The organism is Parabacteroides sp. PM6-13 (genome assembly GCF_029892605.1).
In the GTDB taxonomy this organism is placed as follows: Bacteria; Bacteroidota; Bacteroidia; order Bacteroidales; family Tannerellaceae; genus QVMG01.
Window position 1 is genome coordinate 26,211 of record NZ_JARXWF010000001.1, and the last position, 16,334, is coordinate 42,544.

General features: G+C 47.4%; 18 protein-coding genes. 10 read left to right on the top strand and 8 right to left on the bottom strand.

Translation table 11 applies throughout. The features are described from left to right. The first annotated feature begins 9 nt into the window (after window positions 1-9). Both M2134_RS00095 and tnpA read left to right on the top strand, forming a co-directional pair. Window positions 10-255, top strand: a complete 246-nt coding sequence (locus M2134_RS00095) for a hypothetical protein (RefSeq protein WP_280749751.1) — start codon at window positions 10-12, stop codon at window positions 253-255. Window positions 256-346: 91 nt separating this feature from the next. Continuing rightward, window positions 347-763, top strand: a complete 417-nt coding sequence (gene tnpA, locus M2134_RS00100; RefSeq protein ID WP_280749752.1) for an IS200/IS605 family transposase — start codon at window positions 347-349, stop codon at window positions 761-763. 221 nt (window positions 764-984) lie between these two features. Here the strand turns inward: tnpA and M2134_RS00105 are convergent, their stop codons facing one another. Continuing rightward, window positions 985-3,141: an elongation factor G gene (locus tag M2134_RS00105; RefSeq protein ID WP_280749753.1), complete on the bottom strand. Its 2,157-nt coding sequence runs from the start codon at window positions 3,139-3,141 to the stop codon at window positions 985-987. Between the two features lie 220 nt (window positions 3,142-3,361). Between M2134_RS00105 and ssb the strand changes: the two genes are divergently transcribed. The 6 genes from ssb to M2134_RS00135 all read left to right on the top strand — a co-directional run bounded on the left by ssb (window position 3,362) and on the right by M2134_RS00135 (window position 6,967). Beyond that, window positions 3,362-3,871, top strand: coding sequence for a single-stranded DNA-binding protein (gene ssb, locus M2134_RS00110; RefSeq protein ID WP_280749754.1), 510 nt, complete (start codon window positions 3,362-3,364; stop codon window positions 3,869-3,871). A 26-nt stretch (window positions 3,872-3,897) separates the two neighbouring features. Continuing rightward, complete coding sequence (gene gldE, locus M2134_RS00115) at window positions 3,898-5,241, top strand: gliding motility-associated protein GldE (RefSeq protein WP_280749755.1); 1,344 nt, start codon at window positions 3,898-3,900, stop codon at window positions 5,239-5,241. 17 nt (window positions 5,242-5,258) lie between these two features. Further along, on the top strand, window positions 5,259-5,828 hold the full coding sequence (locus M2134_RS00120; protein ID WP_280749756.1) for a gliding motility protein GldD: 570 nt from the start codon (window positions 5,259-5,261) through the stop codon (window positions 5,826-5,828). Beyond that, complete coding sequence (locus tag M2134_RS00125; RefSeq protein WP_280749757.1) at window positions 5,828-6,448, top strand: 4'-phosphopantetheinyl transferase superfamily protein; 621 nt, start codon at window positions 5,828-5,830, stop codon at window positions 6,446-6,448. Before M2134_RS00120 ends, M2134_RS00125 begins: the two co-directional genes overlap by 1 nt. Window positions 6,449-6,530: 82 nt before the next feature. Next, on the top strand, window positions 6,531-6,701 hold the full coding sequence (locus M2134_RS00130) for a diguanylate cyclase (protein WP_280749758.1): 171 nt from the start codon (window positions 6,531-6,533) through the stop codon (window positions 6,699-6,701). A gap of 53 nt (window positions 6,702-6,754) precedes the next feature. Next, window positions 6,755-6,967 (top strand): hypothetical protein, encoded by a 213-nt coding sequence (locus M2134_RS00135; protein ID WP_280749759.1) that lies wholly within the window; start codon window positions 6,755-6,757, stop codon window positions 6,965-6,967. 14 nt (window positions 6,968-6,981) lie between these two features. Here the strand turns inward: M2134_RS00135 and M2134_RS00140 are convergent, their stop codons facing one another. The 4 genes from M2134_RS00140 to M2134_RS00155 are packed head-to-tail and all read right to left on the bottom strand — an operon-like array spanning window position 6,982 to window position 9,931. Continuing rightward, window positions 6,982-8,232 (bottom strand): MFS transporter, encoded by a 1,251-nt coding sequence (locus M2134_RS00140; protein WP_280749760.1) that lies wholly within the window; start codon window positions 8,230-8,232, stop codon window positions 6,982-6,984. A 32-nt stretch (window positions 8,233-8,264) separates the two neighbouring features. Then, on the bottom strand, window positions 8,265-9,050 hold the full coding sequence (locus M2134_RS00145; RefSeq protein WP_280749761.1) for an amidohydrolase: 786 nt from the start codon (window positions 9,048-9,050) through the stop codon (window positions 8,265-8,267). Between the two features lie 39 nt (window positions 9,051-9,089). Then, window positions 9,090-9,638 carry a lysophospholipid acyltransferase family protein gene (locus M2134_RS00150; protein WP_280749762.1) on the bottom strand — a complete coding sequence of 183 codons (549 nt, stop codon included), beginning with the start codon at window positions 9,636-9,638 and terminating at the stop codon, window positions 9,090-9,092. Next, entirely contained in the window at window positions 9,635-9,931 is a 297-nt protein-coding gene (locus tag M2134_RS00155; protein WP_280749763.1) for a hypothetical protein, read from the bottom strand. The genes M2134_RS00150 and M2134_RS00155 overlap by 4 nt, the downstream gene beginning before the upstream one ends. A gap of 166 nt (window positions 9,932-10,097) precedes the next feature. Here M2134_RS00155 and M2134_RS00160 point away from each other — a divergent pair, with 166 nt between their 5' ends. Both M2134_RS00160 and M2134_RS00165 read left to right on the top strand, forming a co-directional pair. Further along, window positions 10,098-11,711: an ATP-binding cassette domain-containing protein gene (locus tag M2134_RS00160; protein WP_280749764.1), complete on the top strand. Its 1,614-nt coding sequence runs from the start codon at window positions 10,098-10,100 to the stop codon at window positions 11,709-11,711. 156 nt (window positions 11,712-11,867) lie between these two features. Continuing rightward, window positions 11,868-13,676, top strand: coding sequence for a sulfatase-like hydrolase/transferase (locus M2134_RS00165; RefSeq protein ID WP_280749953.1), 1,809 nt, complete (start codon window positions 11,868-11,870; stop codon window positions 13,674-13,676). Between the two features lie 12 nt (window positions 13,677-13,688). On the opposite strand, the gene M2134_RS00170 is transcribed toward M2134_RS00165, so the two are convergent. From M2134_RS00170 to rny, 3 genes are all read right to left on the bottom strand, one after another. Further along, window positions 13,689-13,895: a helix-turn-helix transcriptional regulator gene (locus M2134_RS00170; RefSeq protein WP_280749765.1), complete on the bottom strand. Its 207-nt coding sequence runs from the start codon at window positions 13,893-13,895 to the stop codon at window positions 13,689-13,691. Beyond that, window positions 13,895-14,512, bottom strand: coding sequence for a DUF2975 domain-containing protein (locus M2134_RS00175; protein WP_280749766.1), 618 nt, complete (start codon window positions 14,510-14,512; stop codon window positions 13,895-13,897). The genes M2134_RS00170 and M2134_RS00175 overlap by 1 nt, the downstream gene beginning before the upstream one ends. A 224-nt stretch (window positions 14,513-14,736) precedes the next feature. After that, window positions 14,737-16,272 (bottom strand): ribonuclease Y, encoded by a 1,536-nt coding sequence (rny, locus tag M2134_RS00180; RefSeq protein WP_280749767.1) that lies wholly within the window; start codon window positions 16,270-16,272, stop codon window positions 14,737-14,739. Between the last annotated feature and the right edge of the window lie 62 nt (window positions 16,273-16,334).

Genomic DNA, 16,334 nt, shown 5'->3' on the forward strand with positions numbered 1-16,334 from the left:
TCAAAAACCATGCCATCTTTCGAAGAGGAAGAGGGGGGAGGGAGAGAAAAGAAAGAAAAAAAGAAAAGAAAGGAAAGAAAAAATACCGTATTAAACATAAAGCCGCAGGCTTTCCTATTCGTAACCGCGGGTGTAGCGAAGCAAACCCGTGGTCGTGGTCGTAGTCACGATCGTAGTCATGGTCATGGTCATGGTCGTGACCGTGACCGTGCAAAAATCTCACAACTCACCTCAACCCGAAAAGGGTTGAATTGATATAAAATCGGTTTGTTTTTACAAAAAAACTATTATCTTTACACATAACCAAAACGTACGATTATGTCTTATACTCAAATCTATTGTCACATTGTATTGCGAACGAAAAATAGTAAAAAATCTATTCAACAACACAACATCTCCGAACTTTACAAATACATTTGGGGGATTATCAAGAATAAAAAAAAGCAAGCTATACCGAATCAATGGAATAGAGGATCATATCCATCTATTCGTGTCACTCCATCCAACAATTGCTATATCTGATTTTGTTAAAACAATAAAAGTAGCTACCAGTCATTGGATGAAAGCACATGACGATTTTAAACAGTTTAATGGTTGGGGAGATGGCTATGCGGCTTTCACTTGCCAGAACAGAGATAAGAATCAACTGATAAAGTATATTATAAATCAACAGGAACACCATCGAAAAGAGAGTTTCAGAGATGAGATTATACGCATATTTCGGGAAGAAGGCATTCTTTTCAATGAAGATTTTTTAGCTTGAATAGCCTCACTTCCAAAGAGGTTGAATGGCATTCAACCTCTTTGGAAGTGAGGAGAGAGAGGAGTGTCAGTCTTTTCGCCGCGGGTTTGCTTCGCTACACCCACGGTTACGAATAGGAAAGCCTATCGGCTTTATATCGTTGCAAAAACGAGGCTGTTTACCCCATAAAAAAAGGCAACCCCATCGAGGTTGCCTTTTTATATCTAACGAAAATAACTCCATTAATCTTCTTCCTGAGAAGCTTCGTATTCCTTCAACAGTTTGTCCTGAACATCGGTCGGAACCAATTCGTAGCTGGCGTATTTCATGATAAACGAGCCACGACCTCCGGTGATAGAGCTCAACGAAGTGGAATAGTTCGACATCTCTTTCAAAGGCACTTTCGCTTTCAGCTTTTCGAAACCGCCTTCGCTGTCCATACCCATAATGATCGCACGGCGTCCCTGCATGTCGCTCATCACGTCACCCAGGTAATCGGCCGGTACGGATACTTCCACATCGTATACCGGTTCGAGGATCTTCGGCCCCGCGTTCTTAAAGGCGGTGCTGAACGCGTTACGTCCGGCGAGCATAAAGGAGATTTCATTACTGTCTACCGGGTGCATCTTTCCATCGTACACGATGATGCGCACGTCGCGGGCATACGAACCGGTCAACGGTCCCTGCTCCATACGTCCCATGATCCCTTTGAGGATAGCGGGCAGGAAGCGTGTGTCAATGGAACCACCAACGATACTGTTGATAAATACCAGCTTACCACCCCAGTCGAGCTCAACGACTTGTGTATCGCGCACACTGATCTTGAACTCCTGTCCGTTGAATTTGTACATTTCCGGCGTAGGCATTCCTTCGGTATAAGGCTCTACGATTAGATGCACCTCACCAAACTGGCCGGCACCACCCGATTGTTTCTTATGACGATAGTCGGCACGCGCCTGCTTGGTGATCGTTTCACGATACGGAATCTTCGGTTCCAGGTATTCGATCGCGATCTTATCGTTGTTTTCAATACGCCATTTCAACGTACGGAGATGGAATTCACCCTGCCCGGAGATGATGGTTTGCTTCAGTTCTTTGGACTGCTCTATCATCCAGGTCGGATCTTCTTCGTGCATACGAATCAGGATCTCCATCATCTTTTCCGAATCGGATTCGTTGGCAGCCTTCACCGCACGACGGTATTTCGGATCCGGGTATTTGATAAAGTCGAACTTATTGTCCGCTCCCTTGCCGTTAAGGGTATTACCGCGACGCACATCTTTCAGCTTCACGGTCGCACCGATATCGCCGGCCATCATTTCAGGCACCTGCGAGCGGGTTTGTCCGGCCGTTACAAACAACTGGGCAATACGCTCTTTAGAGCCACGATCGGCATTCAACAGGTCATCTCCCTCTTTTACCTTTCCTGATATCACTTTGAAGTAAGAAACCTGTCCGATATGCGGTTCAATGGTGGTCTTATAGAAGAACAGGCTGGTCGGTCCGGCGGTATCCGGCTTCACCATCTCGCCGGCTATATTGCCATAACCCGGCATCTGGTCGGGCGAAGGAACTACATTACCTAAGAATTCCATCGTACGACGCACACACATATCTAATTTGGCGCATACGCAGAATATCGGGAACATACCGCGAGCCAACAAACCGGCGCGGATACCCGAACGCATTTCGTCTTCCGAGAGACTGCCTTCGTCGAAGAATTTCTCCATCAACGCGTCGTCGTGTTCAGCGGCTGCTTCTACCAATGCCTGATGCAATTCCATGGCTTTATCCATCTGGTCGGCGGGGATGTCCAATACATCCGGAACGCCTCCTTCGGGTTTCCATTGATACATCTTCATTTTCAACACGTCCACCACAGCATTGAAGCTGGTACCCGTGCTTACGGGATACTGAATCTGAACCGCTTTACTGCCCCAGCGTTCTTTCAGCTGATTGATTGTATTATCAAAATCCGCCTTGTCGTTATCCAATTGGTTTATGACAAAAATAACCGGCTTCTTGAACTGGTCGATATAACGGAACTGATTGATTGTTCCCACTTCTACTCCATATTGCGCGTTCAGCACCATAAGAGCGGTGTCCGTCACATTCAATGCCGAAACAGTACCTCCGATGAAGTCATCAGAACCCGGGCAGTCCACAAAGTTGAGCTTTTTATTCTGCCATTCTACACTGAAAACGGTTGAGAAAACGGAGTAACCATACTCTTTCTCAACCGGAAAATAATCGGACACGGTGTTTCCACTGTCTACAGATCCACGACGTTTTATAACTCCACCCTCGAAAAGCATTGCTTCAGCGAGAGTGGTTTTCCCAGAGCCAGAACTTCCCAAGACGGCGATGTTCTTAATTTCATTTGTTTGATATACTTTCATGATATCAGGGATTTATTTGGGTTTAACAATAAAATCTGCACGTGAATTTTCACGAGCCCGCAAATTATAGAATGTTAAGGGAATAAGCAACCCGGGCACTTGTGTTTAAGAACATAAATGTCAAAGTGCCTAAAATGTTTTATGCATAATTTAAAATGGAAACTTTGCAGAATGGCTGAAATTGTTTTCCTTTGCATATACACAATAAAAAAAGAATTTTATGTCATTAAATAAGGTAATTCTAATAGGCAATGTCGGGAAAGACCCGGATATCCGCTATTTCGACAACAACGTGGCTGTAGCTAATTTCCCACTGGCAACATCCGAACGAGGGTATACGCTGGCAAACGGAACGGTGGTTCCGGAGCGTACCGAATGGCATAACATTGTGGTGTACCGCGAACGGGTACAGTTCGTAGAGAAATGGGTAAAAAAAGGCTCTTCCCTGTATGTAGAAGGAAAGATCCGTTCGCGCAGCTACGAAGATGCCGCGGGCATCAAGCGCTATGTAACGGAGATCTACGCCGATCGTATTGAATTCTTCAATTCAGGAGGACGCTCCGACAATGCGACCACCTCGACGCAAACGGCTCAAACAACTCAGCCCGCTCAGCAACCTGTTCAACAGCCGGTGACGCAACAACCGCCGACTACCTCTATCCAGCAACCGGCCAGTCCGGCTTCTCCTTCTTTAGACACGAATGGCGCAGACGACGATCTCCCGTTCTGATATTGTTTAACTAATCCCCCGGATCCTTGGACTCAGACTATTTTTCGAGTATTTTCAGTAACGTTGTCATTAACGAGTTTACAGCAAGCTCTATCATTGCCTTTTCTGTAGCAGCGCTGCTCTTGTGTATTTCCGCTTATGTATCCGCTTCCGAAGTGGCCTTCTTCTCCTTATCACCCGGTGATCGGGATGATATCAACGAAGGCAGGCATGCCTCCGACAGCATTATTCAAAGGTTATTAAATCGCTCTGAATACCTATTGGCCACGATTCTTATTGTCAACAACTTCGTAAATGTGGCGGTGGTAATGCTTTTCACCTTTGGTATTCACTTGTGGATAGACTTCACCGCCGCGCCTTTGTTCGGTTTCATTCTGGAAACGATCCTGTTGACCTTCCTGTTGCTTCTCTTCGGAGAGATCATGCCTAAGATATACGCGCAGCTCAACCCACTACGCTTTGTTCGGTTTTCCGCTCCCGTATTGAGCGGAGCAGAGGCGTTTTGCCGCCCACTGGCAAAGCTATTGGTTGGCTCGACCTCGTTTATCACCAAAGGGAAGGGGCGTCGCAAATACGACCTATCAGCCGAAAAGCTATCCAAAGCATTAGAGCTGACTTCCGCCGAGATACAGGATGAGAAAGAGATGTTGGCGGAGATTATCAAGTTCTATGACAAGACGGCGGATGAGATCATGACCTCGCGCCTCGATATGGAGGATATCGATATCAAAACAAACTACCGGGGAGTGATCGACTTCGTTATTCAATCGGGCTATTCCCGCATTCCGGTCTATTCCGATACGGAGGACCATATCAAAGGCATCCTGTACATCAAAGACCTCCTACCCTATATCGACAAACCCGACAGTTTCCGCTGGCAAAGCCTGATACGTCCGGCCTACTTTGTGCCCGAGACAAAAAAGATCGACGATCTGCTCGAAGAGTTTCGCACGAACAAGATACATATGGCCATTGTGGTCGATGAATATGGCGGTACGTCGGGCATCGTCACCATGGAGGATATCCTGGAAGAGATCGTAGGCGATATCTCCGATGAGTACGATGAAGACGAGCGGCAGTATATCAAGCTGGCGGATGGAAGTTATATATTCGAAGCCAAGATTATGCTGACCGATTTCTTCCGCACCATCGATGTACCCGAAGAGGATTTCGGCAAACTAACCGAAGAGGTCGAGACCTTAGGCGGCTTGTTATTGGAACTGAAAGGCGATTTCCCGCACCGCAAAGAGGTGATCACCTACGATAAATATCGTTTCCAGATACTGGAGATCGACAATCGTCGCATACTGAAGGTCAAATTCAATCTGGTCACTGATCCGGTAACCGAAGAGAGTTTGCAGGAATCATGAAATAAATTACGGGAATCATGAAACGCTTTCTCCTGGTATGGATAAGTCTTTGCTGTGTGGCCTGTACGCAACACTACACGCCCAAGCCGCGCGGTTATATGCGCCTGGAACCTCCCGCGCCCCATTACAGATTGTTTACGTTAGAGAATCTTCCCTATAGCTTTCACATCTCCCACCTGGCGGAGATCGAGCTGCCACCGGAAAACGCCAACGAAGGATGGATCAATATCGCCTACCCGTCGCTGGGCGCTAAGATCTACGGCAGCTACCTGCCTGTTACCCCATCAACCCTTCCCGAAGCGGAGGCGGATAGCCGCGAACTGGTGGTTCGTCAGGCACGCCATGCCGAACGGATTTCCGAAAAAGCCTATACCGATCCGGAAAAGCGAGTCTACGGTTCGCTCTTTCTCTTGGATGGCGAAGCAGCTTCGCCTATACAGTTTACGCTGACCGATAGCAGTTCACATTTCTTTCGGGGTAGCTTGTTCTATGAGGCTCGCCTGAACGCCGACTCACTGGCACCGGTGACCCGCTACCTCCAGGAGGATATTCAGGAGATCATACAATCATTTAGCTGGAACGACTGATGCCTTTATTTGCCACATACGAGAGTCCGCGCCGTGCCATCTGGCAGATCACGGAGAGTAGCGAGGAGTTGTTCGCCTGTTTTGCCGAAAAAGAGAAGATTCTGCCTGCCCTGGAAAAGATAAAAACAGAGAAACGACGTACCGAATGGCTGGCCGTACGCCTTCTGTTGAAAGAACTTTTAGGCGAAGAGACAGTCATCGCCTATCACCCCAACGGCGCCCCTTTTCTGCCCGATCATCCCTTGTCGGTCAGTGTCTCCCATACGAATGGCTACGCGGCGGTATTGCTGCAAGAGAACAAACCCGCCGGTATCGACATGGAATACCGAAGCGACCGTATCCAGAAAATCCGTGAACGTTTCCTAAGTGAGGCAGAGAACGCCGCCATCGACCCGGCACACACAAGCGAACACCTCTTAATCTGCTGGTGTGCCAAAGAGGCCTTGTTCAAATTAATGCCCGAAGAGGAGATCGACTTCCGCGAACACCTCCACATAGCTCCCTTCCCCTACTCCACTACCGGCCTCCTTACCATCTCCGAAAGCCGCAGCCCGCACAAACGAACGTACCTGTTGAATTACGAAGTTAGCGAAGAGTTTGTTGTGGTTTGGGAGAGATAAATATAGAAACAAAGACACATAAATGCTTGTATAATAACCAAGTGGTTATTATCTTTGTAAGACAACCAAACCCTTTTCTATTATGATTAATAAAGAAGAGTTACGAGCTCGTATAGAATGGACAAAGAGAAATCTTCAGTTTTATGCTCTGTTCTGGCATGACTTGTTAAAGGAGCAATCGCCCGAAGAGCTGGAAAAACAAATAAATCAACATTTAGATATGCTGATAGAACTATTAAAAACGGAGGATTAATCGAAGTCCCTTGCGTAAAGAGTTTTTATAAACGTAAAATTAAATCGATGATTATGGATCTAAAGAAATGGAAAGAAGAATGGATGGCGCTTGAAACGGCGGAAGAAAGCACCGCGTTTGAGAGACGTTTTCGGGAGGCTATCAAACAATTACCTGAAGAGGATTTGGCGGGTGCTCAGCGTGAGTTCCTCCACATGGCCAAGACTGACCTGATGGAAGCAGAACGTTTCATGGAGAAAATAAAGCAAGCTGTTCAGCTGATCTGACCCCAAAAAGGGAATCACTTCTCCTGTATCCGCAGAAAAGGTATGACAAGAAATACAGGGATACAGCAAAGGATCACCCAGAAGAAGAAGTGTTGGTAGCCGATTTGCTCCTGAATCCAGCCGGAGGCCATGCCGGGGAGCATCATACCCAAGGCCATAATACCGGTGGATATGGCATAATGAGAGGTCTTATACTCGCCTTCTGCAAAGAGCATCAGGTACATGGTGTAGGCGGTGAAGCCAAAACCATAGCCCAACTGTTCCAATCCCACACAGAGATTGACCACAACAAAGTTGGTCGGCAGGGCATAAGCCATATAGAGATAAACCAGATTGGGCAGGGATAGCGCCAGTGCCATCGGCCAGATGCTTTTCTTCAGCCCGAAGCGGGCAATGACAATACCGCCCAGAACACCTCCCAACAAAAGGGCAATCACCCCAATCACCCCATAGGCTATACCAACATCCGCCGTCGAAAGTCCCAATCCTCCCGCCTCCGGATTATCTAAGAGGAATGGCGACGCCATCTTCACCAATTGAGCCTCGCCCAAGCGGTAAGTAAGCATAAACAATAACGCTGCCACAATCCCTTTTTTCTGAAAGAAACTGGTAAAGGTGCGTCCGAACTCCCGCAGAATCTCCCGGGGCGTTTGTTGCGTTCGCTGCTTGTCGGAAGCCGGGTAAGGGAAAATATAACGGTGCCATAGCGCCAGGGCAATCATGAGCCCGGCGATAATAAAGAAGATGATACTCCAGGCAAAAGGAACTCTTCCGGTCGCTTTCTCCAACAAGCCGGCAAGCATCACCAACAGCCCCTGTCCCGTGAGCATAGCAACCCGATAGAAGGTGCTGCGGATGCCGATAAAGAACGCCTGGTCTTTCTCGTCGAGCGCCAGCATATAGAAGCCGTCGGCCGCGATATCGTGCGTAGCCGAACTAAAGGCCATCAGCCAGAAAAAGGCGAGGGTCGCCTGCAGAAAGAAGTCCAACGGAATCATAAAAGCCACACCGGCCATACCGCCACCAATCAATAGCTGCATGGCGTAGATCCACCAGCGCTTTGTCTTGATCAGATCGACAAAAGGACTCCAGAGCGGTTTGATCACCCAAGGGAAATAGAGCCAGCTTGTATAAAATGCGATCTCCGCATTAGAGACCTGCAGGTTTTTATACATGACCACCGACAGCGTCATGACCACCACACAAGGCAGTCCTTCCGCAAAATAGAGCGACGGCACCCACGCCCAAGGAGACTTCTTTTTCACTTGCACACGAACAACTAATCACTAACCACTAATCACTCGATAACCTCAAACCGATCCGCATCTTTCCAAGCCGGGAACTTCTCGCGTATCTTGATAAGATCTTCCTTTTCAATCGTGCAGGTGCGCGTGATCTCTTCTCGCTTGCCCGCATCGGCCAGCTTCTTTCCTTTCGGGCTGAACACCATGGAGTCGCCTTTATATACAAAGCCTTTGCCGTCGATACCCACACGGTTCACGCCGCATACAAACGCCATATTCTCCAAAGCACGCGCCTGCAGCAGGGATTTCCATACCCGCTTGCGGGCTTCCGGCCAGTTGGCTACGTAGATCAACAGATCGTATTCGTTATTCACATTACGGCTCCACACCGGGAAGCGCAAGTCGTAGCACACCTGCAAGCAGATATTCCAGCCTTTATAGGGAACAATCGTGCGCTTCGTGCCTGCGGTATAATGAGCATCCTCGCCTGCCATCCGGAACAAATGGCGTTTGTCGTAGTAATATTCATCGCCTTCCGGAGTGATAAAGAACGCACGGTTGTAGTATTTGCCCGCCTCTTTCACGATGAAGCTACCGGTCACGGCAAGTTTGTATTTCACTGCCCACCCTTTGATGGTCGGGATAGTCACCCCATCCATCGTGTCGGCCAGTTTCTCTACATTCATGCTGAACCCGGTCGAAAAGGTCTCCGGCAACACCGCCAGATCGGTTCTTCCACTTACCCGGCGCAATAGTTCGCCATAGTAACCCAGGTTCTCATCTCGGTCTTCCCAAATAATGTGGGATTGTATCATGCTGATGCGCAATGTGTCTGCCATAACAGTATTTGTTTAAAGTTCTTTAGTCGTTATTTCTGTCTATACACTGATAAAGTTATCCGGTTTCCCTCCTCTTATACCACGGTAATGGGTGCGGATCGTATAGATATCCTCCTCAACATTCCCGGTGGGATAGAAAATGGTTTTGACACCGGCCTCCTTCTTTCCGTAGTCGATATAGGCCAACAAGATAGGCACTTTCGCCTCCAAGGCAATATAATAAAAGCCTTTTTTCCACTCTTCCACCGGTTTGCGGGTGCCCTCCGGGGTGATAGCCAACTGGAAACGATCGCGGCGATTGAACTCAGCCACCATCTGCTCGGTCACCGATGTGCGCCTGTCCCGATTTATCGGCACGCCTCCGATCGAGCGAAACAACAGGTTGAAAGGGAAAAAGAACCACTCTTTTTTAATCAGAAAATGAGCGGTGGTACCAATAGCCGAATAAAAGAGTTTTCCGATCGGGAAATCCCAGTTACTCGTATGGGGCGCTACACAAATCACACATTTCGGCAGTTCCGTTCCTTCCGCCGGGCCTACTTTCCAACCAGCCAATCGGAGGATGGTTCTGCTTAACCATTTACTCATGCGATCTTATCTTTACTCAGCTCTTCGATGGCTAACAGGATGGCTTCGATTTCCGCTTGCAGGTCGGTTACCAATTTTTTATAATAGGCTTTCACCACCTTTTTATTGTCTTTGCCGCCCGGATGAGATACTCGTTTGATATATTCATCCTGCATATCAAGGATACGGGTCAGTACAATATCAGCCGCTCCCTGGTCTATTTTCGATACCAGCATCTTTGCCACCAACACCTCGGTGAAGAGTTCGCCTGCGATATAGCTGATGTCCCGTTTCAATGTTCTTCTCTTAGCCATCTTACTTGTTTTTTTTAGTTGTTCGACAAACTTATATAAAAATATGCGATTTATAAGCGAGTCGCCTAAAAAATAATGATAATCGCAGCAGAGGCAGAAAGAGAGAGTTTGCCATTTTTTTCGTACCTTTGCCGCCTTAAAAACTATTTAACAGGCATATATAAAAATGATTACAGTCAACAATCTGGACGTACAATTTGGGAAAAGAGCCTTATTTCAGGACGTAAATATGAAATTTACGCCGGGCAACTGCTATGGCATTATCGGAGCGAATGGCGCCGGCAAATCCACGTTCCTCCGGGTGATCAGCAAACAACTCGACCCTACCCGCGGAACCGTATCGCTGGGACCGGGCGAACGCCTCTCGGTATTAAGCCAGGATCACTTCGCCTTCGATGAGTACACCGTATTGGATACGGTACTTATGGGGCACACCACGCTCTGGGAGGTGATGAGCGAGAAGAACGCGTTGTATATGAAAGAGGATTTTTCGGATGCCGATGGGATCCGTGTTTCTGAGTTGGAGGATAAATTCGCTGAGATGGAAGGGTGGAACGCCGAGAGCGATGCCGCCAGTTTGTTGAGTGGCCTGGGAGTCTCGGAAGAGATCCATTACAGCCTGATGAAAGACCTGAGCGGGAAGCAGAAGGTGCGCGTATTGCTGGCACGAGCGTTGTTTGGCAAGCCCGACAACCTACTGCTCGATGAGCCGACCAACGACCTCGACCTGGAAACGGTGAACTGGCTGGAGAACTACCTGTCGAACTTTGAAAACACCGTATTGGTCGTGAGCCACGACCGTCACTTCCTGGACTCTGTCAGCACCCATACGGTCGATATCGACTTCGGTAAACTGCAAATGTTTGCCGGCAACTACAGCTTCTGGTACGAATCGAGCCAGTTAGCGCTTCGCCAGCAACAAAATCAAAATAAGAAAGCGGAAGAAAAGAAGAAAGAGCTGGAAGAGTTTATCCGCCGCTTCAGCGCCAACGTGGCCAAATCAAAGCAGACCACCAGCCGCAAGAAGATGTTGGAAAAACTCAATATCGAAGAGATCAAACCCTCTTCGCGCCGTTATCCGGGTATTCTGTTTACTCCCAACCGCGAACCAGGCAACCAGATACTGGAAATCAAAGGACTTACAAAAACTGTCGAAGGAAAGGTCTTGTTTAAGGACCTGAATCTCAATATCGAGAAAGAGGATAAGGTAGTATTCCTCAGCCGCGACCCGCGTGCCATGACAGCTCTTTTCCAGATTATCAACGGCGAGGAGACGCCCGACGAAGGCACCTACCAGTGGGGACAGACCATCACCACCTCCTACCTCCCACTCGACAACTCGGACTTCTTCAATTCTGATTACAACCTGATCGACTGGCTGACTCAATTCTCACCCGACACCAACGAAGTGTTCCTGAAAGGATTCCTGGGCAGAATGCTCTTCTCGGGCGAAGAGTTGTTGAAAAAGGTGAGCGTACTCTCCGGAGGTGAAAAGCAACGTTGCATGATCTCGCGCATGATGCTGACCGATGCCAATGTGTTGATCCTGGATACGCCGACCAACCACCTGGACCTGGAATCGATCCAGGCGTTCAACAACACCTTGAAGACATTCCGCGGCAATATCATCTTCGCCAGCCATGACCACGAAATGATCCAAACCGTCGCCAACCGCATCATCGAACTGACGCCCAACGGCATCATCGACAAAATGATGGACTACGACGACTACATCACCGACCCGGGCGTAGCTGAATTGAGGGAAAAGCTTTATAAATAAATAAGCCGAAGGGATTTAAAGACTTTAAGGTCCTTAAGGACTTTAAGGTCTCCTGTTAGGCCAGGTAAACTTTTTCGTATTTTTGCCTCTTAAATGAAAACAGACTACAAGGACAAGACAACAAAGCGCCTTTTATATATTGTAGGGCTATTCCTGATGTGGTTACCTGTTTTTCTGATTCAGAAGCCGGGGTTTATGTTGTACCATCCGGATTTAACAGAGGGGGTAACCGGGATGGAGTGGCTGCAGGTGATGTGGCATGGATTGAAGCTCGACATGACAGTGGCGGGTTATTTAAGCTTCATTCCGCTGTTGCTTGTGATGATATCTGTATGGCTACCCGGTGCCTGGCTAAAAAAGACACTGAAAATTTATTACCTGATCGCCTCCCTGACGATGGCTTCTATCTTTGCGGCAGACCTAGGGCTCTATGGTTTCTGGGGGTTTAAGCTCGATTCGACGGTATTGTTCTACCTGCAATCCTCCTTCAAAGATGCGATGGCAAGCGTTCCGGTCGTGGAAGGGGTTATACTTTTATTGTTTGCTTTGCTCTACGGTGGTTTCATCTATTGGCTATTCAACCGGTTTCTCCTTTCACGGACACCACAGAAAAAGCCCCAAAGGCGTATATCAACAACTATCACCCTATTATTGGCGGGAGGCGTTATGTTTATTCCCATACGAGGTGGCCTGACTACAGCCACGGCTAATGTCGGGATGGTCTATTTCAGCCAGAATCAATTTCTAAACCATGCGGCAGTGAATCCCTGTTTCAGTCTCTTCTATTCCATTTCATCCGAACAGGATTTTGCTTCTCAGTTCAATTTCTTTCCGGAAGAGGAAAGAAAAGCATTGTTTAGCCAATTGGTGCCGCAAAAGGATGAAACAGAAGAACTGCCGGAGGAGACTAAATTGATCAATCAGGAGCGTCCGAATATCTTACTTATCCTTTTGGAAAGCTTTTCATACAACGCCATAGAAGCGCTTGGAGGAGAGCCAGGCGTGACGCCAAACCTGAACCAGCTAGCGGCAGAGGGCATACTATTCGATCGTTATTATGCCAACTCATTCCGTACCGACAGAGCGTTGCCGGCCATACTGAGCGGTTATCCGGCGCCCCCGACCACCTCTATCCTGAAGTATCCGACCAAGTCTGCCCATCTCCCTTCGCTGGCTAAAAGCCTGAGCAAGGTGGGATATGTGACCGATTTCTTATATGGCGGTGATGTAAACTTTGCCAATATGGGCAGCTATTTCCATAGCTCGGGCTACCGGCGGATCACCTCCGACAAGGACTTCCCGCTGAATAGCCGTTTGAGCAAATGGGGTGTGAATGATGAAACGACATTCGAATGGCTTTACCAATCGATGGAGGAGCGCACGGCGTATGATTCTCCCTGGTTCTGCACCTTCCTTACGCTGAGCAGCCATATTCCTTTCGACGTGCCCTACCGGAAGCTATCCGATCCCTACATGAATTCGGTGGCTTATACCGACAGCTGTCTGGGCCATTTTATCAACCGGATAAAGGAGACGCCCGCTTGGGATGATCTGTTGATTATTATGATGGCGGATCATGGATACCGCTATATGGAGGGCGTGCCCGAATACGATAGCCGGCGCAATCATATCCCGATGGTCTGGAGCGGCGGAGCCATCCGCAAGCCGGAGATCATATCGACCATCGCCAACCAAAATGATTTTGCTACCACCCTGCTTCGTCAGTTAGATCTTCCGAATGATGATTTCCTCTTCGGGAAAGACATTATGAACCCCCATCATCCTCACTATGCCTTTTATACCTTTAAGAACGGCTTAGCCTTTATAGATCATACCGGCACAACCATCTACGACAACGACAGCGAAAGCATCCTACAGAACGAACCTGCCGAACACAAAGAAGAGCGCCTGCATAACGGCCAAGCCATCTTGCAAACACTCTACAAAGATCTTCAGGAGAGGTGAGGACTGTTTTCCTTAGTCCTCTGTATAGTCTAAGATATCTCCCGGTTTACATCTCAACTCGCGGCAAATGGCATTCAGAGTATCGAAGCGGACCCCTTTCACCTTTCCGGTTTTTAATAAAGAGAGATTGGTCATGCTAATATCCAACCGGGCAGACAAGTCCTTGAGGGATATCTTATTCTTTGCCATCTCTACATCTAAATTTACGATGATCGCCATTACACAAACTCCTTATTTTCTTGTTGTAACTCATAACCGTATTTGAAGACATCGGCTATAACATATAACATAAGCCCTACCAAAATTAAAGTAAAGTCAATTGAAAAGGACAACACAGAAGAGGATAGATGCACATATTTCAAAATAATCAAGTGATTTATCCCCTTCAACAGCCATTCTACTGGATAATACAAGATAAATAACAAGGCAATTTTCTTGATACGTTTCACATTATCATAGATAAAGGGCTCCTGTAGATTTATAGAATTGAAAATCTTTCGCAACTGCCACAAAATCATTAGAACAAAAAAAGCCTCAACCAAAAGATTAAAGAAAAACAGAGCATAAGAAACGAAGGACTCTTTTATATCTAGTTTGATACGAGCCTGATTGTCATAAATCTTCACTGATAAGATATTTTCGTTCGCAAAGCGCTCACTACTTACAACTTCAGTTAAATAATAATCAAAAGGCACATCAAATGAGACATGTCCTTTTCTACGATTCTCCACAATCCAGTACACGGAGAGACCGAATAGTAATATTATTAATAGATACCATACGACACTCAGCGCACCCCGAACTACTTTAAGCATTTTTTCAGATCTTGCTTCCATACTTTTACTTCTTATTTGTTAATGACTTTGTTTTTTACAACACAAACGTAAACAACAAATTTCAATAAAACAAATATTATTTTATGTTTTACATAAATTATTTGCAAATACAAGTAAAAATACCCTAAGCAAGAAGGCATAAAAAGACCATCCAGGCTACCCTGAATGGTCTTTTTTCTTATCGTTTCAATAGCTTTTGCGCTATCCGCATTTTCAATTATCCATTACTTCGCATAGCTTACCGCGCGGGTTTCACGGATTACCGTGATCTTCACCTGACCCGGATAGGTCATTTCGTCCTGGATCTTCTTGGCGATTTCAGTAGAGAGGTTCTCCGTATCCTTATCGTCGATCTTATCGGCTCCTACGATCACGCGCAGTTCACGACCTGCCTGGATAGCGTAGGTCTTCACAACGCCCGGATAAGAGAGTGCCAATTGCTCAAGGTCGTTCAGACGTTTGATATAGGCCTCCACAATCTCGCGGCGTGCACCCGGACGGGCTCCGGAGATAGCATCACACACCTGTACGATAGGTGCCAACAGGGTCTGCATCTCGGTCTCATCGTGGTGAGCACCTACGGCATTGCAGATATCGGGTTTCTCTTTGTATCGCTCACACAGCTTCATACCCAATACGGCATGTGGCAATTCCGGTTCATCGTCAGGCACCTTACCGATGTCATGCAACAGACCGGCACGTTTTGCTTTCTTTGGGTTCAAGCCCAGTTCAGACGCCATCACAGCACAGAGATTGGCTGTTTCGCGCGCATGTTGCAACAGGTTCTGTCCGTAAGACGAACGATATTTCATTTTACCAATCAAGCGGATCAGTTCCGGATGCAGGCCGTGGATACCCAAGTCGATAGCCGTACGTTTCCCGGTTTCGATCACCTCTTCTTCCACCTGCTTGCGCACTTTGCTTACCACCTCTTCGATACGTGCCGGGTGAATACGTCCGTCCTGCACCAGTTGATGCAATGCCAGACGCGCTATTTCACGGCGAACCGGGTCGAAGCCTGAGAGCACAATCGCTTCCGGCGTATCGTCAACCACGATCTCGATACCGGTAGCTGCTTCGAGTGCCCGGATATTACGTCCTTCGCGTCCGATGATACGTCCTTTTATTTCATCCGAATCGATATGGAACACCGTGATGGAGTTCTCGATAGCCGTCTCGGTGGCTACCCGCTGGATCGACTGAATAACAATCTTCTTCGCCTCCTTATTGGCCGTCATCTTGGCCTCTTCGATGATCTCGTTCACATACGAAGCCGCATCGGTTTTCGCTACGTCTTTCAGTGATTCGATCAGGCGATTCTTCGCGTCTTCGGCAGAAAGGCCGGAGATCGCTTCCAGATGTTCTATTTCGCGTTGGTGGATCTTATCCAGTTCCACCTTCTTTTTCTCAATAACCTCGAGCTGCGCCTGCAGGTTGTCTTTGACAGCCTCTACCTCGCTGTTCTTGCGTTGTAAATCTTCCTGACGCTGGTTGAGCGTCATCTCACGTTGTTTCAGTTTCGCTTCAGTCGACTGGATCTTAGCATTCCGTTGGGACACCTGTTTTTCCAGGTCTGTCTTCAGGTTAAGAAACTTCTCTTTTACTTCCAAGAGTTTATTCTTCTTGATTACTTCCGCCTCTTTCTCCGCCTCGGCCAGGATACCGGCATACTTGGACTTCAGGAGGTAACGCATCGCTATCCATGTCAGTACACCGCCTACAATAAAGGTGATGATTGATATGATTATATACATTTCCATTTTAACAATTAATTAAGTTCATATATAGTTATAAAAAAAGCACTCCTTTGCATGGCTATTCC